At 59.1% G+C, this 21,242-nt stretch carries 15 protein-coding genes; 11 read left to right on the top strand and 4 right to left on the bottom strand.

The genetic code is table 11. The annotated features are described in order from the left end of the window. Positions 1 to 40 precede the first annotated feature (40 nt). From ACTFPK_RS01845 to ACTFPK_RS01815, 7 genes are all read left to right on the top strand, one after another. Positions 41 to 1,372, top strand: a complete 1,332-nt coding sequence (locus ACTFPK_RS01845; RefSeq protein ID WP_274755749.1) for a hemolysin family protein — start codon at positions 41 to 43, stop codon at positions 1,370 to 1,372. Between the two features lie 489 nt (positions 1,373 to 1,861). After that, a complete protein-coding gene (locus ACTFPK_RS01840) occupies positions 1,862 to 4,318 on the top strand; it encodes a BspA family leucine-rich repeat surface protein (RefSeq protein WP_439910964.1) in 2,457 nt (818 codons plus the stop codon). 233 nt (positions 4,319 to 4,551) lie between these two features. Next, positions 4,552 to 6,123: a SpaH/EbpB family LPXTG-anchored major pilin gene (locus tag ACTFPK_RS01835; RefSeq protein ID WP_439910963.1), complete on the top strand. Its 1,572-nt coding sequence runs from the start codon at positions 4,552 to 4,554 to the stop codon at positions 6,121 to 6,123. Between the two features lie 327 nt (positions 6,124 to 6,450). After that, positions 6,451 to 7,365 carry a class C sortase gene (locus ACTFPK_RS01830; RefSeq protein ID WP_274755778.1) on the top strand — a complete coding sequence of 305 codons (915 nt, stop codon included), beginning with the start codon at positions 6,451 to 6,453 and terminating at the stop codon, positions 7,363 to 7,365. Between the two features lie 158 nt (positions 7,366 to 7,523). Beyond that, the gene (locus tag ACTFPK_RS01825; RefSeq protein ID WP_274755779.1) at positions 7,524 to 8,441 is read left to right on the top strand and encodes a LysR family transcriptional regulator; all 918 of its coding nucleotides are present in this window, start codon (positions 7,524 to 7,526) and stop codon (positions 8,439 to 8,441) included. A gap of 139 nt (positions 8,442 to 8,580) precedes the next feature. Continuing rightward, the gene (locus ACTFPK_RS01820; RefSeq protein WP_126134756.1) at positions 8,581 to 8,811 is read left to right on the top strand and encodes a hypothetical protein; all 231 of its coding nucleotides are present in this window, start codon (positions 8,581 to 8,583) and stop codon (positions 8,809 to 8,811) included. Further along, complete coding sequence (locus ACTFPK_RS01815; RefSeq protein ID WP_274778206.1) at positions 8,789 to 9,430, top strand: hypothetical protein; 642 nt, start codon at positions 8,789 to 8,791, stop codon at positions 9,428 to 9,430. Before ACTFPK_RS01820 ends, ACTFPK_RS01815 begins: the two co-directional genes overlap by 23 nt. Before the next feature lie 143 nt (positions 9,431 to 9,573). Here the strand turns inward: ACTFPK_RS01815 and ACTFPK_RS01810 are convergent, their stop codons facing one another. Further along, entirely contained in the window at positions 9,574 to 11,841 is a 2,268-nt protein-coding gene (locus ACTFPK_RS01810) for a 6-phosphofructokinase (RefSeq protein ID WP_126134758.1), read from the bottom strand. Between the two features lie 154 nt (positions 11,842 to 11,995). Between ACTFPK_RS01810 and pgi the strand changes: the two genes are divergently transcribed. After that, positions 11,996 to 13,651, top strand: coding sequence for a glucose-6-phosphate isomerase (pgi, locus tag ACTFPK_RS01805; protein WP_126134759.1), 1,656 nt, complete (start codon positions 11,996 to 11,998; stop codon positions 13,649 to 13,651). Positions 13,652 to 13,981: 330 nt separating this feature from the next. Here the strand turns inward: pgi and ACTFPK_RS01800 are convergent, their stop codons facing one another. Genes ACTFPK_RS01800 through ACTFPK_RS01790 form a run of 3 tightly spaced genes read right to left on the bottom strand, consistent with a single transcriptional unit; the run spans position 13,982 to position 16,595 of the window. Next, the gene (locus ACTFPK_RS01800) at positions 13,982 to 14,806 is read right to left on the bottom strand and encodes an amino acid ABC transporter ATP-binding protein (RefSeq protein ID WP_439910962.1); all 825 of its coding nucleotides are present in this window, start codon (positions 14,804 to 14,806) and stop codon (positions 13,982 to 13,984) included. A gap of 8 nt (positions 14,807 to 14,814) precedes the next feature. Further along, on the bottom strand, positions 14,815 to 15,684 hold the full coding sequence (locus tag ACTFPK_RS01795; protein WP_439910961.1) for an amino acid ABC transporter permease: 870 nt from the start codon (positions 15,682 to 15,684) through the stop codon (positions 14,815 to 14,817). After that, positions 15,684 to 16,595, bottom strand: a complete 912-nt coding sequence (locus ACTFPK_RS01790; RefSeq protein WP_274733566.1) for an ABC transporter substrate-binding protein — start codon at positions 16,593 to 16,595, stop codon at positions 15,684 to 15,686. The genes ACTFPK_RS01795 and ACTFPK_RS01790 overlap by 1 nt, the downstream gene beginning before the upstream one ends. A 285-nt stretch (positions 16,596 to 16,880) precedes the next feature. On the opposite strand from ACTFPK_RS01790, the gene ACTFPK_RS01785 reads away from it, so the two are divergent. From ACTFPK_RS01785 to ACTFPK_RS01775, 3 genes are all read left to right on the top strand, one after another. Beyond that, a complete protein-coding gene (locus ACTFPK_RS01785) occupies positions 16,881 to 17,756 on the top strand; it encodes a biotin--[acetyl-CoA-carboxylase] ligase (protein WP_274755781.1) in 876 nt (291 codons plus the stop codon). A gap of 2 nt (positions 17,757 to 17,758) precedes the next feature. Next, entirely contained in the window at positions 17,759 to 19,513 is a 1,755-nt protein-coding gene (locus ACTFPK_RS01780; RefSeq protein WP_274755782.1) for an acetyl/propionyl/methylcrotonyl-CoA carboxylase subunit alpha, read from the top strand. Between the two features lie 89 nt (positions 19,514 to 19,602). Continuing rightward, positions 19,603 to 21,207 (top strand): acyl-CoA carboxylase subunit beta, encoded by a 1,605-nt coding sequence (locus ACTFPK_RS01775; protein WP_274733563.1) that lies wholly within the window; start codon positions 19,603 to 19,605, stop codon positions 21,205 to 21,207. The last annotated feature ends 35 nt before the right edge of the window (positions 21,208 to 21,242 follow it).

Below are 21,242 nucleotides of genomic sequence, written 5' to 3'. Positions count from 1 at the left end.
CGGTGGGGTAGCTCAGCGCGGCCTCGTCCATACTGGTCTGGTGAGTCCCTTAGCTATGAACATTATCTGGGTTATCGTTTTCACGCTCATCGGCGCGTTTTTCGCCGCCTCGGAAATCGCGCTGGTGTCCCTGCGGCAAACGCAGATTGACGAGATGGCAGAAAACTCCGCCTCCGGGAAAACTATCCAGCGCCTAACCGCGGATTCCAACCAGTTCCTTTCCGCCGTTCAAGTGGGCGTGACCCTGGCCGGATTCTTCTCCGCCTCCTTCGGTGCGGCCTCCATCGCTCCGGAGATTGCGCCCACGTTCCGTGCCTGGGGGATGTCGGAGAACGGCGCCACCACTCTTGCTTTCGTGCTCACCACGCTCGTGATCTCCTATATTTCCATCGTGTTCGGGGAACTGGTGCCCAAGCGCATCGCCTTGCAATCGGCGGAAACTATCTCCACGGTGGCCGCCCGGCCCCTCGCCTTTATCACCGCGGTGCTGCGCCCGGTCATCTGGTTCCTCGGGGTGAGCGTGAACGGGGTGCTGCGCCTGCTGCGCCGCGACCCGAAGGAGCAGCGCGAAGAAATGGGCGTGGCGGAGCTGCGCGCTTTCGTGGCCAGCCAAGAAACCATCGGCACGGAAGAGCGCGATATGGTCGTCTCCATGCTCTCCGTTTCGGACCGCACGGTGCAGGAAGTGATGACGCCGCGCACCGAAGTAGAATTCCTGGACGCGGAACTTTCCCTGAAGGAAGCGCGCCCGCTGGTGACCGCGCTGGAACACTCGCGTTATCCGGTGCGCCGCGGTGGGAACGACGACGACGTGATCGGCTTCCTCCACATTCGCGATATGCTCGCCCCCGCTCCCACCGCCCAGCGGGTGAGCGATCTTGTGCGCCCGGTGACCTTCTTCCCCACGGGGAAGGACGTGCTGGAAGCCCTCTCGGATCTGCGCAAGGCGCACGCCCACCTCGCCATTGTGGTGGACGAATACGGGGGCACGGACGGCATCGTGACGATTGAAGACGTCATGGAAGAATTCGTGGGCGAAATTCGTGACGAATACGACCGCGAGGTGCCCAAAGTACAGGTGCACGGGGGAGTGCGGGATATGGATGGGCTGTCCACCCGCCCCGAAGTGCTCAAAATGCTCGGGGTGGAACTTCCCGAGGGGCCCTTCGATACCCTGGCCGGCTACATCATCGCCCAGCTCGGGCGCATGCCCCAGGTGGGGGATTCCACCCGGTTGGGCGCGGTGGAACTCACCGTGCAATCCCTGGACGGACGCCGTATCGACCGGGTGCGGGTGGACCAGGTGACCGAATCGGAGGATATCGCTATGGCTCGCATGGAGGGACACAGCGAAGCCGGCCGCCAGCACTAGCGGTTTGGGGGAGCGGTTTCGCGAAACTTTCGAGCCGTGGGCAGCCTTCGGGGTGCTAGTCGGCGCTCTACCGCGGTGCTGTTGAATTCTGGATATACCTTTTACAGGGGCTGCGCGGCGCATTCCCGCGGTGACACAAAAACGCAAAAAATAGTATTTTCACGGCGTAGTGGGTGCGTACGATCTGTGTGACGCTAATGATATTAGATCAAAATATCTTATTGGTGCGGCATATTTGTAACTAATTATTATGCACAAATTGGCGATATGTTTCCCGAATGGTATGGTCGATATTGGACCAATCTCCACACTATTGAATGTTGATTACAAAAGACGTTTCCGCTCGAGACTTTAGTCACAAGTATCTACCTGTAGGCGCATTAAATAGCGGAAAAGTCTGACTACTGCGCAGTTGGTGCTGAAGCAATCGTGAATGTAACCTGTGGTGAAAACTGTAGAAATTAGCTAAGGTAAATCAAGAAAGCGACTATGCAGTCGTACTCATTTCTATTCCTTATTGAACGTGAAAATGGTTTCGCGACGGGTGTGGAATGTGTGCCTGTAACGGTGACAATTGGTGAGGGGTTAGTAGTGAAGCTGATCAAACGAGCGGCTGCTGTTATTGCCGCGCTTGCTGTTTTAGCGGGGGGGGGGGTAGCTGCTCCTAGCCTTGCGTCACCCGACACTTCCGATGGGGGAGAAACGCGCGCAATGGAGCGTGCTGCATCCGTGCCCGTCGGCCCTAACCTCACCGCCACATGGGATGCCACCATAAAAACACTTACCGTAGCTGGATACGGCGAACTTAACCGTAGACAGTGGATGGATCTGAAAAAGCAGTATTGCGACAAAGGTGGTGAAGCTGAACCGAAAAGAATAGCTTTTTCTCCAAATTCTAATAAGCAGATTAGTTTTCCAAGCGATTCATCATCACTTTTCGAGGGCTGTGATGCTGCAGAGATAGACTTGCCGAGCCACGGTATTGATACTTCCTCTGTTACAAATATGCAGAGAATGTTTTTTCGAGCTTATATGGCGAACCCAGATGTATCCAATTGGGACACAAAAAATGTCACCACAATGAGGTGGATGTTCCTCCATTCGAAAAAAGCTAATCCAGATGTTAGTCGATGGAACACCAGCCAGGTCCGCGACTTATCGCGCATGTTCGAGGGGGCCGAATTAGCTAATCCTGACGTTAGCCGATGGGACACCGAACAAGTTACATCAACGGGAAGGATGTTTTATAACGCTGTATCTGCGGATCCTGATACCAGTCAATGGAAATTGCCGAACATCGACAATATCGCGTGGATGTTTTACGGAGCAGTATCCGTTTCGTATGTCGATACAACGGAATGGAATCTGAAGCGTCTCCGAGGACCGTTTGACGATCCAACCTTTAAAAAGTTCCAAGCAGCTTTTAGGACGTTTGGTAAGACCACCATACGTTTTGAATATAAGCCATTCTGGGATCTGGATGAGTTTTATTTCGATAATCATGATGATCGTTACGGCTACTCGTTTTTTGAGTTCAGTGAGGATGCTTATTCCATATATAAGGAGGTTGAGGGCAAGGAAGTATTAGCCCAAGTTTGTCGTAAGAACGGAAATATTGCTTCCGGTTGGAATGCCTGGGATCTCCTTTATTACCTTTGTCCGCCGAATCCGCCCGATGATGCAATTCTCGTAATAAGGCCTAAGCCGTTCGTCGCGGCGAGTGCTAATCCTATTTTCATTAATGTAGGTGATCCCCTTCCTCCGCTCACATATCGGACGAATCCCGGATCGGATCGCTCGAAGATTCAAGGTGAACTCGCCACAACGTATAAACCGGGTGATCCGCCTGGCGAGTATCCAATCACTCAGGGAACCCTTGGTCTTACAGCGGAGAACGCATCGAAATATGGTTTTAGGTTCACTCCGGCGGCGGTGGTTGTGAAGGGACTACAAGGCAACCCTCCACCGGCTCAGGTGACGTATTCGGATTGGGTTGACGGGGCTAAGGATTGCAACAGCCGTAAGGTTTCGCAGTCGCGTATCAAGACCACGACTCCGTATAAGTGGGATTCGGGTAAGCGTCAGTGGGTGCTCGACGCGGGTAAGGCGTCGAAGACTACTGAGAATCGTCAGCGGGATATGAATGATGGTGAGCATAAGGCTTGCACCCCGCAGCCGGTGGATAAGGTCACGGAAGGTGACTGGCAGGATTCGACCGAGCAGGGCTCGAAAGACTGCAACACTCGTAAGGCCAAGGAAACCAGGACCGTGACAACAACTCCTTATAAGTGGGACTCGTCTTTGCGTAAATGGGTGGAGGATACCGGTAAAGCGACCTCGAGAGTAGAAACCCGTGAGCGGGATATGAATGAGAGGGAACTTGGCGAATGCATCAATGTTGCCCTCACTATCTCGAAGGACAGCCTGACGGTGGTCAAGGGCCAGCCGGTATTGCAACCACTCTTGGTTGAAGCCACATCAACAACAGATCCCGGGCTTATCAGTCTCCAGACTGTTTGTGCCCCGAAGCATGATGGGCAGGGTGAAACGGACCGCAACGCACTACCCGCGGGTGTTGAGTTGATTCGCGTGCGTCAAGCACCTACCGGTATCGAGCTTGTAAGTAACGCAGCGCGAACGGTTGGCGAGGTGGATGGTAATGCCACCCAGGCGGAGCTAGGTCTCTACCGGTGTTGGGTGTATGCCACGAAACCCGGCGTCACGATTGACCCGGCAACAGGCCAAGCCAGTGGCCCTAATGGCGTGGAAGGCCTGGGATGGGCACGCAAGCCGCTCACGGTAGAAGTTGTGCAGCCTGCACTACCAAAAACAGGTGGAGCAGGAATGAACCGGGCTGCCGGGCTAGGTGCGCTTGTCATTGTGGGTCTTACCGGTGGGTGGTGGCTGACCCAAACCCGCAGAAAGAGGGGGTGGGCCAGAGCATGAACCAATACGCCCCACCCGGAATATGCCCTCATAGACCCAGGGTTGTGTAAGCAGCGGAAACGGGGTGTGTTGGGCGTGTAATAAGCCGGCATCCTCGTTGCCTTGGTGTAACGGGTGGGACTGGCCCAGATATGGGCACAGATTTTAAACAAGTTCAACAACAAAGGCGTGGCGTATGCCAAGCCTGTTGGCCAGCGCATGACATGTCGCTGATAATGGGAAGGAAAAATAATATGACTCGTAAGAAGTCATTGAGAGCGTTGGTGGCGGCGTGTGCGCTGGCACTGACGGGAATGGGTATCGGTGTTGCTAACGCCGCCCCGGCAAGTGACCCGGCTCCGGCCGGTGCCCCGGTTGCTCCGTGGGCTGCGAATGCTCCCACAACGGGATCGATTACGATCACGAAGCAGGACGCGGCAACGAAGAAACCGGTTAACGGGGCCGAGTTCACAGTGACCAAGGTGGATTCCCTCGGGGATGTCACCCTTGGTGATATGAAGAAGGTGTCTGATTGGGAGACCGTGGCGGGTGCAATCAAGGACCTCAACGCGAATCCCGATAGTCCGAAGGCTAAGCTCAGCACGACTGCCGTCCACAAGGTAAAAACGACCGGCGAGGGCAAGGCCGTCGTCGAAAATCTTCCGCTTGGCCTCTACAAGATTGTGGAATCTGAAGTACCGGCTGGTTATACCTCGGATATTAAGCCGTTCTTCATGACGGTCCCGGAAATCACGGGTACCTCGAGCGCGGACCAGAAGTACACCTATGATGTTGAGGTTACCCCGAAGAATACGGATGACCGTAACCTGGTGAGTAAGACTGGTGCCTTCGATAAGGTCGTGGGTGCAGGTGATGATATCTCCTATACGATCTCCGCGACCCTAAATAAGAAGGGCCCCATCAAGGGGAGTGATATCAAGGACTTCGCTATCTTCGATGACGCTCCTACCAACGCCTACCAGAGCGTGGAGGCGAGTGCAGTGAAGTCTGTGAAGGTTAACGGCACTGCGATTGATGCTTCGCAGTACACGATTACCACCCCGACCGAGGGTGTAGAAGCGGATCGTACCCGCTTGCAGGTGAACTTCACCGAGGACGGCCTCAACACTATCGCGGCTAAGGCTACTGCTTCGGAGGCTCCGGTGGTGACGGTGGATCTCAGTTTCACCCTCAAGAGTGATCTGACTCTTGATTCGGTTTCTAACAAGTTTGGTTTCATCCCTGGGCACTCGGATAGCGAACCGACCCCTGGTCCGGTTGTTCCCGAGCCCGGCCCGACCCCTGGCCCCGGCCCGGAGCCGGGTCCTGGCCCGACGCCGAATCCGTTCCCGACCATTGAGCTCTACGATTTCCAGATCGCTAAGACCAACGCTTCGGACGGCAAGCCGCTCGCGGCCGCGAAGTTCGCGGCCTTCGCGAGCCTGGATGATGCCAAGGCTTGCGTGGCTTTGAAGGATCGCACCAGCTGCCAGAACGCGTCGAAGGGCTTCGGTACCAAGGAGACCGGCGCTGATGGTCTAACCCCGAAGTTCAAGGCAAAGAAGGGTGAAGCTTTCTACGTGGTTGAGGTGGAGGCCCCAGCTAAGTTCATTCGCTCGGATGAGATCACCACGGTGACCGTGACCGATCAGGCCGGTCAGGTCTTCAAGTCGGGTATTAAGAACGTGCCGACTAAGGATTCGGGGAAGTGGTTCGACCTACCGAAGACCGGTGCTATCGGGGTGGGTATCTTCGCCCTTGCCGGTGCTGGATTAGTGGCGGGTGGTGCGCTCACGCACCTGCGTTCGCGTAAGCGCAATGCCTAAACACAAACACTGACTACGCAGGTATTGCCAGCCTGAGTAGGTAACGAAGATTGTGGGGCCGGTCAGTCCACGACCGGCCCCACAAATCCCTGAAAGACCGACCAACGCCAGGGAAAAAGAGGGGGGTGAAGGGACATGAGCCGTGAAGCAGATAGGACACCGATGCGTGGGCGGCGTGCCCTGGAAACCCCTACACCTAAGTCACCAGCAGCACGGCCGGCAACGCAGCCGGCGTCGCACCCAGCCTCCGACGTAGAACCCAAGGAGAATTCCCGCTCGGTATCTAAACCGGTATCGGGTTCGGTTGCTGGGCGTCGGGCTGCGCGTGTGGGTGAAGAGAGCGGGTTGGCGAGCCTGCTCTTCTATACTGATCCAGTTGAGAAGAAACGCCGGGTCTCCCCGCTGGCTATGATCCTTATCGGGATTTTGTGCCTGGCCTATCCGGTGACTTCGACTCTGTGGAATAACTGGCAGTCCAAAGTGGTATCCCGTGCCTATGAGGGCCAGGTAAATACCCAATCCCAAGAACTACGTAACTCTTATATTGAGCGTGCTCATGCCTATAACGCTAGCCACCAAGGAATGGCAGTTCTTGACCCCTATCTTGATGACCTAGCCACGGACCTGCCGGCCTACCAGGAATACGCTCGGGTACTTGATCAACCCAACGGGATTATGGGGATAGTGAAAATCCCGAAAATCGAGGTGAAACTTCCGATCTATCACGGGACTTCTCCGGGTACTCTCCAGCGTGGAGCTGGGCATATGTTTGGTACTGATATCCCGGTAGGCGGCCTAAACAGGCATAGTGTGGTTACTGCTCATACGGGTTTGCCGACCTCGTCAATGTTTGACCGGCTCACCGATATGAGAATCGGTGATGAGTTCTTTTTCGAAATCCAAGGACAAGTGTTCGGGTATCGGGTGGTGCGGATAGACGTCGTCGACCCACATGACCCAACCCTGCTGGTACGCGTGCCCGGGCGAGACCTAGCCACCCTTCTTACGTGTACTCCCTACGGGGTGAATTCCCACCGGTTGCTTGTGACGGGGGAACGCATGCTCCCTGATCCGGTGGAAGTCCCGGCGGTAGACGGGTTGCAGTGGTCGTGGTGGATGACCCCCTTCTTGCTCGCGATTCTTATATCTTTGCTGTTCGCGTTCCTGGTTGCCCGCTCTGCGTTTGCTAGGCGTAGGGAAGAACCCCAACGACTTATGCTGCCCCGGCATATGCTCCGCTAAAACGAAGCGCGCGGCGCGGGGCGTGGGGCGTGGCAGCGTAAAGCGCGCGGCAGCTCGGCTCGCCCGGTGGGGGCACTGCGGCATCGAGCGTTACTAACCACTTATCAGTCAACGATCTAGACCACTCACTATTACAAGACATAAAACGAGGTACCGGTGTGAGACTGGAATTATTAGAGACCCTTATTCTTTATTCACGTTTAGGGACCATGGATGCGGTGGCGCGTGAATCTGGGTGTACGACCGCGGCGGTTGTTAAACGTATCCAGCTCCTGGAAGAAGAAGTAGGTCAGGTGCTTACTCGCCGGCTTGGGCGCGGGCGGGAACTTACCGAGGCTGGCCACCACTTGGTCGAACGTAGCTACCAGATCCTCAACCTTATGGATACCACCGTGGCCGAACTTCACAACCTGGAGGATAATCCGAACGGGACCATCGTGATTGCCGGGCGGGAAAGCAGCGCCCTGGACGGCCTGGCACCCGTGATGAGCCAGGTTAGAGCGCGTTACCCGGGTATTACGTTCCAGATCACGCTCTCCGGGCGGGAGGCAGCTACCCGCATGCTTACCGAGGGGACCGCGTCTTTCGCGGTCCTGGACGGATCCTGGGATTACTCGGCCTGGGAAACCCTGCCTTTAGTGGATGAGGACCGTTGGGGGTTGCTGGTGCGCTCGGATAGTGACCTGGTTGGGCGTGAGAGGATTTGCCGGGCTGATATTACCCAGCGGTCTCTTATTATGCCGAAGGAACGCAGTCGAGAGTTGGGGTACTGGCTTAATAAAGAAAACCAACTCACAATTGTGGGGCGTTACGGGACCAGCCGTGGGGCCCGGGTCATGGTCGAAGCCGGGGTGGGTGAAGCCATCGTGCTGGAGAATATGGCGCTGACGGGCCGTGCTGATGCTAGTTCGGGTAAACCGAGTAGTGCTGCGGGGCTGGTGTTTATCCCGCTTGACTGGCTGGTAGGCCTGACCTGTGTGCTCGCTTGGGATAAACAGGCGCGCCTGGGCCGGGTTGCGGAAATCTTCCTGGACGAAGTACGTAAAGCTGTGGCCGGCGGTAACGGGGCCAGCTAGAAGCTATCCACATAATCACCAAACGTCACCCTTTCCCACAGGGGGTAAATAGCTCTTTGCTGCGTCTTGGAGCCATGCGAGAATAACGAATAAGCACAAACAACTACTCCGCTATGAGGCGATTGAAGGAGTGAGACACATGGATGTTTACGAGGACCGGTTGTATTTTCCGGATCGTGTTTTCAACTCGCTGGAAGAAATCCTCGAACGCAAGGAGGAAATCTTGCGTGAGGTCAGAATGACCCGCGAAGAATTCGACTGGCGCGCCGATAACTACCAGCTTGGACCAAAAGAGTCCGACGCCTATTTCGAGATGATAGGTCTGGATCGCTTCGAGGAGTATTGCCGTGGTGAACGCACGATTGGATGAGCGTGCCGATGAGTTTGCGGCACATCTACAGCGGATCGGGGAGCTGATTGACCCGGGCTTTTTACTGATAAAACAGACGATCACAAAAGGAGATCTCCCGCTAAAAAGATTGTCGGGCGATATTCGTGTTGCTCGTTTCCTTATCGTCCGCTTCGATTACGAACTTTTCCTTAATCCGGAAACCGGCTCTCTCAGCGTCAACGAATCAACGTTCTCGGTCATCCGAGGAGCAAAAAGCAGCGAGCCGCTGGTGCGCTGGGATTATATACGCTCACCACGCTCGAGTATTCCCTGCGCCCATATCCAGATCCATTCCCACCGCGATGAATGGACACATACTTTAGTTCTGGGTGGTACTCATTCCAGCCGGTCGCGCCGGCGCATCAAGAACGAAGCCCGCACTCCCCACATTGCTGATATTCATTTCCCGGTCGGCCGGCGCTGGTTCCGCCCCTGTCTGGAAGAAATCCTCCTCTTCGTCATTGACGAGCTCGGCGTGGCATGCACACCTGGCGCACGCGAAGCGCTCGACCAAGGCATCGAGGATTGGGAAGAGAACCAGGTGCGAGCCGTAGTGCGGCATAACCGCGCCACCGTCCTCCAAGCTCTCGAAGAATGAACCCGCCGCGCTAATAAAATGCGACCGGGCCGCAGAGGCCGAGGATTAGGAGCACAGCCGCGGCCGGTGGGAGCGCTGCCAGCTAGCGGCGTCGTCGCCCCCACCGCGTGCGAGTACAAGAACCGCGCTGCAAGCAAGCGAGACTAGCGGTTATCGTCGTAAATCGCCAGGTGCTCCAGCGGGGTGGTATCCTCGCGGGCCGCCACCGTGTAGAGCACGGGGAGCGCCGAAATCCACCACGGATCCAGGGGGACCCGGTTCTTCATATCCATCTCTTCGTCCATGCGCATAATCGGATGGGATTCCAGCTGGCCGTTGTGCTGGCCGATATAACGCGCCCCCACTCGTTCCTTCTTCTCCAGCTGCGCGGTGACCTCATCAATGGCGAGGGCCGCGAGCGAAACCGCGAGAGTACGGTCATAGGAGGTGGGGATACCGCCCTGCTGCTGGTGGCCAATAATCGTGGACCGAACCGAGAAAGCCCCGTGGCCTTCCTGCTGGAAGACCCGCCGCAACAGATCCGCGGTGTAGTACTTGGAGGCATCCTCATTGCGAATGGCCAGGTAGAGGGAGCGTGAGCCGTCAAAGGCCCGGTTCATCCGCTCGCTTTCCTTCGTGAGCATGGCCAGATCCACCCCGGTTTCATGCAGGTAGACCTGTTCGGCCCCGGTGGAGAGCGCACTCATGAGGGCTAGGTAGCCGCATTTACGCCCCATCGTTTCCACCACGAAGCAGCGCCGGGAGGCCGAAGCGGAACGGCGAATCTTATCGATGGTCTCCACATTGGTATTGAGCGCGGTATCCACCCCGATGGAAAGATCGTGGCCGGGCAGATTGTTATCAATGGAGGCCGGCACGCAGATGAGGGGGAGGCGGAAGGCCGTGTAGCGATCCGCTTCCTTCGCCATATTCCACGCCGTTTCATAGCCGGCCAGGCCGCCGATCATAATAATGGCATCCAGGCCATTGGCTTCGATGGAGCGCGCCAGCCCGAAGTAATCCTCAATACCGAGCACCGAGCGGGCGGTGCCCAGTTCCGCCCCGCCTAGCGAGACCCAGCCATCCACATCGCCCCAGGCAAGCGGGCGAATATCCCCGCGAATGAGACCGGGGAAACCGCCTTCCACCCCGAGCATTTCAAAGCCGCGATCCAGCCCCAAGCGCACCGCACTGCGCGCGGCCGCGTTCATTCCCGGGGCAAGCCCGCCGGCGTGCAGGATAGCCACCCGCGGGCGCCAGCCGTCCTTGAAGTAACGGTCCTCACCCAGCGGGGAAGAAAGTGTTTCAAAAAGGGACTTGATACGGGAGAAGCTGGTGCCGCGCGAGCGCACCGCCGCCTCATAATCGCCTTCTTCGAGGTAATCAATGACCTTCTTGGTATTGGCAACCGTTTCCACCAGCGGCAGGCGCTGGAGCCGGTTATTGCGAATCCCGATAATGCAGGATTCTTCACCCGGCTCAGCCCGGATGACTTCCAGGGCAGCGGTGTAACCGAGCAGGGTGGACATCCAGCGGTCATAAGCGGAAGGCGTACCGCCGCGCTGCACGTGGCCGAGCGCCGTAATACGCGGGGATTCCCCGGTGCGCTCTTTAATAGCGGCTTGGATGCGCTGCGCGGTGATCTTTTCCCCGTGCCGATCCATGCAGCCTTCTGCGACGACGATAATGGAATCGCGCCGTCCGGCCGCCCGCCCGGCACGGATCTTTTCGCACATGGCATCTTCCCAGCCGTCTTCCGGGGGAAGCTCGGGGATGATGACATCATCTGCCCCGCCGGCCATCGCGCCCATAAGAGCCAGGTAGCCGCAGCGCCGGCCCATCACTTCCACCACGAAAACCCGCTGGTGGGATGCAGCCGTGGAAGTAAGAGCGTCAATCGCATCAATAATGCGGCACAGAGCGGAATTAGTTCCCACCGTCATATCGGTGCCGACCATATCGTTATCGATAGAACCCACCACTCCGGCAATATGCAGTTCGGGGTGACGGGCGGCCAGCTCGGCCTCAATTTCTCCCGCTTCAACCAGTTCCTCGAGGAGCCCGGTCCAGCGCTCGCGCAGCGTATCGGCACCGGTAAGCGAGCCATCCCCACCGATAACCACGAGGCGGTCAATTCCGGCGCGCACCAGATTCGCGGCGACTTTCCGCATCCCGTCGCGTTCGCGGAATTCGGTGGAACGGGCCGAGCCGATAACCGTACCGCCCTTATCCAGAATGGAGGAAACATCGCTCCAGACCAGCGGCTCAATAAGATTATCGATAGCTCCGCGCCACCCCTCGCGAATCGCGAAAGGACGGGCGCCCACGTGTAAAGCGGTGCGCACCACGGCGCGTACCACCGGGTTCATACCCGGGGCATCCCCACCCGAGGTAAGAATGGCAAGGGATACGGGATCTGCGTGATCTGACATGGTTCCTCCTCCGAACACATTGTGTCAAAGATGGTGGGCTCATGTGTGGTGCTAGAGTCCGGTGGCGCGCCCGCGCGGTGTGGTAGCGCGCGCCGCGCGGCCGCGAAGTTGATTACACTACGAGTTAAAGACTACTTCGAGGATGAGGATAACCATGTCGCACCCCATTGACCCCACAACCACGCGCGCCTGGGCGCGGCTGCATGACCTTCACGAGGGCTTCACCGCTGATTTCCGCGCCCGCTTCGCCGCGGATCCCCAGCGCGCTGAGCGGCTGAGTTTCACCGCCGGCGATCTTTTTGTGGATCTGTCAAAGTCGTATCTGGACGACGACGTCCGCGATGCGCTGCTCCAGCTCGCTGAAGAAACCGGCGTTGCCGCCCGCCGCGATGCCATGCTGCGCGGAGAGCGCATTAACGTAACCGAAAATAGGGCGGTGCTCCACACCGCACTGCGGCGCACCGCGGACGACACAGTGGAAGTAGACGGGCATAACGTCGTCGCTGATGTACGCGAAGTCCTCGAGCGGATGTACGCTTTCGCCACCAAGGTACGCGAGGGCAGCTGGCGCGGGGTAACCGGAAAAGCCATCACCACCGTGGTCAATATCGGTATTGGCGGTTCGGATCTGGGCCCGGTCATGGCCTACGAAGCATTGCTCCCGTACGTCAAGGACGGGCTGGAATGCCGCTTCATTTCCAATATCGACCCCACCGATGTGGGGGAGACCCTGCGGGGAGTGGACCCGGAAACCGTGCTCTTCATCGTGGCATCCAAAACGTTCACCACCCTGGAAACCCTCACCAATGCGCGCCAGGCCCGCAGCTGGTTCCTCGCCCAGCTCGCCGCCCGTGGTATTCAAGATCCCGGTGCGGTGGCTAAGCACTTCGTGGCAGTTTCCACCAACCTGGAAAAGGTGGCGGAATTCGGAATTGAGCCCGCCAATGCCTTTGGCTTCTGGGATTGGGTAGGGGGGCGCTACTCGGTTGATAGCGCCGTCGGCCTTTCCCTCGCGATTGCCATCGGACCGGAACATTTCGAAGAATTCCTGTCCGGGTTCCGCACGATTGACGAGCATTTCGCCACCGCGCCGGCCGCGGAAAACGTGCCCCTCCTCATGGGGCTCCTCAATATTTGGTACGTCAATTTCTTCGGGGCGGCCACCCACGCGGTGCTTCCCTACGCCCAATACCTCCACCGTTTCCCGGCCTATCTCCAGCAGCTGACCATGGAATCCAACGGCAAGCGAGTGCGCTGGGACGGCAGCCCGGTGACCACCCAAACAGGGGAAGTGTTCTGGGGTGAGCCGGGCACCAACGGCCAGCATGCTTTCTACCAGCTTATCCACCAGGGCACCCAGCTCATTCCGGCTGATTTCATCGCCTTCGCGAATCCTGTTTTCGCGCTGGTGGACGGGGAAGCCGACCAACATGAGCTCTTCCTCGGCAATTTCTTCGCGCAAACGAAAGCCTTGGCTTTCGGGAAGACCCTGGAGGAAGTACGCGCGGAAGGTACCCCGGAAGAAATCGTGACCGCGCGGGAATTCCCCGGGAATAAGCCGACCGCCTCGATTATGGCCCCGGCTCTCACCCCGGCGGTGCTCGGCCAGCTCATCGCGCTCTACGAGCACATTACCTTCACGCAAGGTGCGGTCTGGGGTATCGATTCCTTCGACCAGTGGGGCGTGGAGCTAGGCAAGCAGATGGCCAAGGAGCTCACCCCGGCGATTAGCGGGGATGAGCAGGCGCTAGAGGCCCAGGATTCCTCCACCCGCCAGCTCATTGAGTACTACCGCGCCCACCGGAAGTAGTGCTGCGCGGCAATAGTGCCGCACGGCACTAGCACCCGGTAGACGCATACGGTGCCGGTCACCCCCTCCACAACGGGAGTGGCCGGCACCATTTATCTAGCTGCCGTAGCGAGGTAATAGACAAAATAGTTGCTATTGACAGCGTGTTGTTAGTTCGGACCCGGCATGTGTTTTCCGAGGTGTACTGCACATGTCGTACATACGAAGTACAGCTCTGACAACACCTAGTCCCCCCGCAGGTGCTGTTGTGCCCCGGGATACTGGTGTGAATCCTGAGGATTCGCTCAAGGAAGGACCGATAGACCGAAAGACGGGGCTGCGGACGGTTGTCTAGAGCACCTTGGTGAAGAAATCGCGGGTGCGCTCCGAGCGCGGGTTATCAATAACCTGCGCCGGGGTGCCTTCGTCGATAATCATGCCCTCGTCGAGGAACACCACTTTATCCGCGACCTCCCGGGCGAAACCGATTTCGTGAGTGACCACCACCATGGTCATCCCCCCGCGGGCTAAATCCTGCATCACGGAGAGAACCTCACCCACGAGCTCCGGATCGAGCGCGGAGGTAGGCTCATCAAAAAGCATGAGTTCGGGGTGCATGGCCAGGGCGCGGGCGATGGCCACCCGCTGCTGCTGCCCGCCCGAAAGCTGCGCCGGGAAATGATTGGCGTGATCGCGCAAACCCACTCGCTCCAGGAGCTCCAAAGCCTCGGCCCGCGCCTCTTTTTCGGGGCGATGGGCCACCTGCACGGGTGCCTCCATAATATTTTCCATCGCGCTCATATGGGGGAAAAGATTGAAGCGCTGGAAAACCATCCCGACCTTGGCGCGCTGGGCGGCAACTTCCGCCTCGGTGCGCTGGCGCAGCCAGGTTCCCTGGGGGGTGAGTGCGCCAGCGCGGCGGGCCAGCACCCCGCGCCACCCGGTGGGGGCGGGCTGCTCGGTCATACCCAGCAACTCCCCGTCCAGGTAGATCCGCCCGGCGGTAATAGTTTCCAACTCATTCAGGCAGCGCAGCAGCGTGGATTTACCCGAACCGGAAGGGCCGAGCAGCACCACCACCTCACCGCGTTCCACCGTGAGATTGACACCTTTGAGAACGGTGTGGTCACCGAAAGATTTGTAGACGTCGCACACGTCCACCATGGCGTGAGTCATTGTGCTCCTTAGGGGGTGACGTCGAGGAAGGCCGTCGTCGCGGTACGCCCGTCAAAGCCGCGCGCGAAATGGCGTTCGATACGGTGCTGCACCATCATGAGCAGCGAGGTAATAACCAGGTACCAGATAGCGGCGACTACGAGGAAGGGGAAGGGGAGGTACGTTTTCGAACCCAAATCTTGGGCCGCGAACGTGAGGTCCAGAGTAAAGGGGACGGCGAGCACCAGCGACGTCGTTTTAAGCATCGAGATTGTTTCGTTCCCGGTGGGCGGAATAATAATGCGCATGGCCTGCGGCAAAATAATACGCCGCATAATCGTACCCGAACGCATCCCCAGCGCCACCGCGGCTTCCCGCTGGCCCGGATCAATTGCACCCAAACCGGAGCGGATGATCTCCGCCAGGTAGGCACCTTCGTTGAGCCCCAGCCCGATAATCGCCGCGATAAACGGGGTGATGACCCGGTCTGTGTGGAAGGTAAAGAATTCCGGCCCGAAGGGAATGCCCAGGGATAGCTTCTGGTAGAGCGAGGGTAGCAGGCCCCAGAACATGAGCTGGGTGTAAATCGGGGTACCGCGGAAGAACCAAATATAGAACCGGGCCGCCGCGCGCAATACCGCGTTACTTGATTCGCGCAGCACCGCCATGGTCAAAGCCAAGATGATGCCAATAAACCACATGGCCAGCACCGTCAGCACCAGGGTGTAGACGATACCGCGCAGGATACGCCAGTCGAAAAGATAGCGCCCCACCACATCCCAGTGGAAAGCATCGTTGGTGATAAGCGCATTGAGCGCCATCGCCCCGAGCACCGCCATGACGATGAGCCACACAATATTGCTCAGCTTCACGCGGGCTTGCGGATGAATCTTCTCCATTACTGCACCTGGGGGTTAATCTCGGCAGTGCTCAGCACGCCTTCGGTAATACCGTAATGCGCGAAGATCTCCTTGAGTTCACCCGAATCCATGAGGGATTGCAGGGCGGCCTGCACCGCCTTGGCAAGTTCGGGGTTATCCTTGGCCACCGCGATAGCCACCGGCGCTGAATCGTAAATATCGCCCGTGGTTTTCAGTTGCCCGTTCGAGCGGGCCACGGCGTAACCGAGCACCGGGGAATCAGCGAAAATAGCGTCGTACTGGCCGGAGACCACCCGGGTGACGATTTGCGGTACGTCCGGCAGGGACATGATCTTAATCGGTTTGGCACCCTTGGCTTCGCAGGCCGCGGTGGCTTCCTTGAGGGCATCTTCCTGCGAGGAACCCGTTTGCACACCGATGGTGAAACCGCAGGGGTTATCCGGGGTGAAATCGCTGGACTTGGCCGGCACCCCGTATTCGGAACCCGCCTCGAAGTACGTGATCATATTGAAAGCTTCTTCACGTTCGGGGGTGACGGTGAAGGTTGAGAGGCCCACATCGAATTTGGTTCCGATCTGGGGGAGGAGGGAATCAAATTCCACGTGCGTGGTGGTGCCGTCTTTGAGTCCCATTTTCTTCGCGATGGCGCGCGTGAGATCAATATCGTAACCGGTGGGGGTCTGCCCGTCTGCCTTGCGGTATTCCGCGGGAGCGTAATCGGTGGACGCGCCGTTGCGTAATTGCCCGCGTGCGGTGATATCGCTAGGAACCAGGGCGACGACGGCGGAATCTGCCGCGATGCCATCAACAGCGAAACCGGACTCACCCGGATCGGCCGCGGCGGTGGAATCCGTCAAAGCAGCCTCATCATTGGAGCAGGCGCCCAGCGTGAGGAGGCCGGCAGCGAGCAGCGCGAATGTTTTCTTCATTTTCTTCCCCTACGGTGAATGTTTTTTCAGTGTTCGGGTGGAAATTACTCGGAACAACCCCAAGTATAGCCACTAAATATGCGCGTCGATGTATAAACATGTGAATATGCGGGTAGATAACACCGGCTTTGGCGTATTTGCGGGCTTTGTGCGGCGCGGGTGTGAGAGGACTAACGGTGGCGCGCCCTGCGGATGCGAGTATGTTACGAATCCGTAAGTTACGATTACGTAAGGTTACGCATTGGTAGGTTAGCGGCGGGGTGGCCCGCCGGAAAGAAGGCTGAGGTGAGTCACGTGCATTCAGGAAACGTGCTCTTCCCGCGTACCGCGAGCGCGCTAGGGGAAGTAGGGGTCCCCGGTGCGGCGCTCCTGCATACCGACCTCACCACATCCACCCAGGATGACCTGGCCGAACTCTGGCTCAGTTCCGCGGGTGCGCATATGCCCGGGCTGGTGTGCGGCCTCATTGCTGATAGTCAAAGTGATGGGCGCGGGCGGATGGGCCGCTCCTGGTTCGCCACGAAAGATGGCTCTCTGCTCTTCTCGGTTCTTCTTGCGGTACCGGAAGCGGTGCGCGCGGAGCTGAGCTGGGTCACTTTCGCCGGGGCCCTGGCCGCGCGCGCCGCCCTGGAAAAGCTCGGCGCCCGGGTGGGGATCTCCTGGCCGAATGATATTGTCACCCGCCCGCGGGCCGCGAAAGTCGCCGGCGTACTGGGTGAAGTCGTGAGTACAGACGCGGCCGGGAATATCGGAATTGTCCTCGGGGTAGGAATCAACCTGGGCTTACGGGCCGAAGAACTGCCCACTCCCACCTCCGCCTCCCTTGCTACCGCCGGATTCCCGGTTCCCAGCCGGGATGAGGTAGCCGCCGCCTACCTGCATGAACTGGGGGAACGCTTGGCCGCCCTCATGGCCGCCTGCGGGAGCGGGGAAGGTAGCGCGGCGGAACGCGCCGGACTCCTGGCCGAACTCAATGCCTCCTGCGATACCCTCCGCGCTGGCATCACCGTTAACCGCCCGCGCGATACTCCGGTGCGCGGGCGCGGGGTGCGTATTGCGGCCGACGGCGCCCTCGTGGTCGCCACCGCTGCCGGTGACGTGCGTATTTCTACCGGAGAAGTCTCGCTTGTGGGTCGGCTAGCGCCCTCGGAAGGAAAGTAGTGATGAAAAAAATTCTTGTTGCCAATCGCTCCGAAATCGCCGAGCGCGTTATACGTACCGCACACGATATGGGGATGAAAGCGGTGGCGGTGTATGCCGACGCGGATCGCGAAGCGCAGTTCGTTGAGGATGCCGATAGCGCCTATGCGCTCGAAGGTACCGCGTATGCCGATACCTATATGAATATCGAGAAAATCATCGCGATTGCGCAGCGTTCCCACGCGGATGCCGTGCACCCCGGCTACGGTTTCCTTTCCGAAGTTCCCGAATTCGCCACCGCCGTTATTGAAGCGGGCCTGACGTGGATCGGCCCGGCCCCCGCGGTGCTCCATCGGCTCGGCGATAAAATCCAGGCGCGCCGCCTGGCCGAATCAGTGGGCGTGGCCCCGGTGCCCGGCGTTTCCGATCCGGTGCAGGGGCGCGCCGGGGTGGACGAGTTCGTGGCGCGCTTCGGTTTCCCGATTGTCACCAAGAAGGCCGACGGCGGGGGCGGGCGCGGTATCACCATCCATAATGAAGCCGCTGACCTGGACCGCTTCTTCGCGGCCCACGGAGCGGATCTTGATTCCTATTTCGTGGAGCGTTTTATCCGGACCGCCCGCCATATTGAAACGCAGTCGGCGCGCGATTCCCACGGGAACTTCGCGGTGATCTCCACCCGTGATTGTTCGGCCCAGCGCCGCAACCAGAAACTCATCGAAGAAGCACCCGCCCCGCTGCTGCCCGGGAACGCGGAAGCAATTGTGACCGAGTGGTCGCGCCGGCTTTTCGAAGCGGTGGATTACGTTGGTTTGGGCACCTGTGAATTCCTGGTGGAACCCGACGGACGGGTTAATTTCCTGGAAGTGAATCCGCGCCTTCAGGTCGAACACACCGTTTCCGAAGAAGTAACGGGAATGGACCTGGTGCGCGAACAGATCCTGATCGCCTCCGGCGCGGAACTCTCCCAGGTTCCCGCCCCGCGCGCCCACTCGTTCGAATTCCGTATTACCTGTGAGGATCCGGCCACCGGCATGGTGCCCTCTACCGGAACCATTGAAAAAATCCGTTGGCCCCTCGGGCACGGGGTGCGTATCGAATCGGGGATTGAAGAAGGCGATATTGTGACCGCCGATTTCGATCCCATGCTTGCCAAGCTTGTGGTGACCGCCCCGGATCGGGAGCAGGCCATTGCTCGTTCGCGCCGCGCGCTCGCGGAATTGCAGATCACCGGGGTGGCCACCCCCTGCGCCATGTACCGCGATGTGCTGGCTATGGAGGATTTTGCCGGGCATATTCCCTCTACCCGCTGGCTGGAAGATACCGTGCTCCCGAGTTACGAAAATGCGCAGGCCAGCACCACTCCGGCGCCTGTCAAAGATGAGGAACCGCGCCACACCTTCGTTATTGAAGTGGATGGGCGGCGCATGCGCATGACCCTCCCGGCCGCGCTCATTGCCACCGGTTCGCACGTGGCCCGCCGCACCCTGCAGCCGCGCCGTTCCCAGGCGGTCTCCCGCACCGCGATGCCGGCCCAGGATCTTACCGATCCGAGCGGAATGGTGAATTCACCCATCCAGGCAATTGTGGTGCGTGTGGTTGTGGAACCGGGGGATAAGGTGCACGAAGGCGATCTGCTCGTCGTGCTCGAATCCATGAAGATGGAAAGTTATGTTTATTCGCCGCACGATGGCGAAGTGACGGATGTGGAAGTGCGGGCCGGGGCCACCGTGGCGGCCTTCCAGCCCCTCGTGCGGGTGGTGGGTGCCGATGCCTAAAAATATGCGGGGCTGGTATATGCGCCTTGGCCCGTGCGCGCTAGCCCACCACCACTCGAGTCCGTGCCCGCACGTAGCGAAGGAGAATCATGTCGCTGACTGAATTACGATCCGCCCACGAATGGCAAACCTTGGATCATAGCGCCCAGCAGGTGGATCGGGTGCGTTTCGCGGAGTACCAAAACGACCTGGCCCGCCAGGCCGAGGAACGCGCCGCGAAGCGCCAGCACGCCCACGGTAAAAAGACCGCACGGGAGCGTATCGCCCTGCTGTGCGATGAAGGAAGTTTCACGGAGATCGGGCGTTTTGCCGGGGGCAACCTCGGGCGCGGTTTCCAGGGTGCCGCGGTGGTGACCGGAATTGGCCAGGTGGATGGGCAACTGGTGGCCGTGTACGCCCAGGACTTCTCCGTATCCGGGGGCACCCTGGGTGAAGCCGAGGGCGATAAAATCGTGGCCCTCATGGATAAGGCCCTCGAGCTGCGCATCCCCATGGTCTCGCTGCTTGATTCGGGTGGCGCCCGCATCCAGGACGGCGTCGTCGCCCTTTCCCAATACGGCCGCATCTTCAAGAAAACGATCGCGGCATCGGGCATTATCCCGCAACTTTCCGTTATTCTGGGGCCCTGCGCGGGCGGTGCGGTGTACGGCCCGGCGCTCACCGATTTCATTATTATGACGCGTGATAACGCGCATATGTTCGTGACCGGACCGGACGTTGTCAAAGCAACCACCGGCGAAGAGGTGTCTTTCGACGACTTGGGCGGGGCCACCCTCCATAATTTCCAATCCGGGGTGGCCCACTACCTGGCCGCCAATGAGGATGATGCGCTCGATTACACCCGCACCCTCCTCACCTACCTTCCCGCGCATTGCGACGCCTCGCTGCCGCGCTGGGATTATGAGGAAACGGCCGCGGATACCCAGTGCGCCCGCCACCTGACCGATCTGGTACCCGCCTCCACCAAACAGCCCTACGATATGCTCGACGTCATCGCGAACCTCGTGGACTACGGGGAATTCGTGCAGGTCCAGGAACATTTCTCCCGCTCCATCGTGGTGGGATTCGCGGCCTTGGCCGGGCAGTCCGTGGGAATTGTGGCCAATCAGCCGCTCGTGGACGCCGGCACCCTGGACGTGGATGCCTCCGAAAAGGCCGGGCGCTTCGTGCAATTCTGCGATGCTTTCCACGTGCCGGTTATCACCCTCGTGGATGTGCCCGGGTACCGGCCCGGCACCGAACAGGAACAGGCCGGGATTATCCGCCGCGGTGCGAAGTTGATCTGGTCCTACGCGAATGCGACGACGCCCCTCGTCACCGTGGTGTTACGGAAAGCCTACGGGGGCGCCTATATCGTGATGGGGTCGAAGTCCCTGGGTGGGGACCTCAACTTCGCGTGGCCCGGTGCGGAAATTGCGGTGCTCGGCGCCGAGGGCGCGGTCGCTATTACAGGCCGACGGCGCCTGCGGGAAGCTGAACAGAACGGTGAAGATGTGGCGGCGGTGCGCCAGCAGCTCATCGAAGAGTACACCCGCGATAACGTCAATCCTTTCCTTTCCGTGGAACGCGGCGAATTGGACGGCATTATCGCCCCTGAAGATACCCGGCGGGTGCTCATTGAATCCCTGCGCATCCTCGCCACCAAAGACTGCTCGCATCCGGGCGAGCGCCGGCACGGGAATATTCCCATGTAGCGGCCCGCCTCGAGTGGCGTAGCGGATCGCTTATC

Source organism: Actinotignum sp. UMB0459, from assembly GCF_051905915.1.
GTDB lineage: Bacteria > Actinomycetota > Actinomycetes > Actinomycetales > Actinomycetaceae > Actinotignum > Actinotignum sanguinis.
This window is presented reverse-complemented; position numbering and strand designations above follow the sequence as displayed.